Here is a 270-nt window from a genome sequence, read left to right as displayed (position 1 = left end):
TCGGAGGCGGCCGTCGGGCGGAGATGACCGCGACCTCGCACACCGCTGCGTTCCGCGTGCACAGCACCGATGCCGGGGCGATCGTCGGGTTCGTGATCGATCAGCCCACCGACGATGGTCTCCTGGTGTGGACGGACGACGGCGGCTTCACCGGCTGGACGCCGGAGGGCGCCGAGGACTGGGGCAATGCTCCCCGCTGCTACTTCGCCGGCACGGTGCGGCGACACGAGCGCGACGATGCGGCGGGGCTTCGCGGTGCTCTCGACGACG

The 270-nt window shown here is 71.9% G+C and carries 1 protein-coding gene; it reads left to right on the top strand.

Annotated features, from left to right (window positions below):
- Nucleotides 1–23: 23 nt before the first annotated feature.
- Nucleotides 24–270: hypothetical protein (locus J7E68_RS19645; protein WP_251048719.1), on the top strand; the 247-nt coding region annotated here is incomplete at its 3' end.

Source organism: Microbacterium sp. ISL-103 (genome assembly GCF_018613995.1).
In the GTDB taxonomy this organism is placed as follows: domain Bacteria; phylum Actinomycetota; class Actinomycetes; order Actinomycetales; family Microbacteriaceae; genus Microbacterium.
Note: the sequence above shows the minus strand (reverse complement) of the source record. Positions and strands in the feature narration are given on the sequence as shown.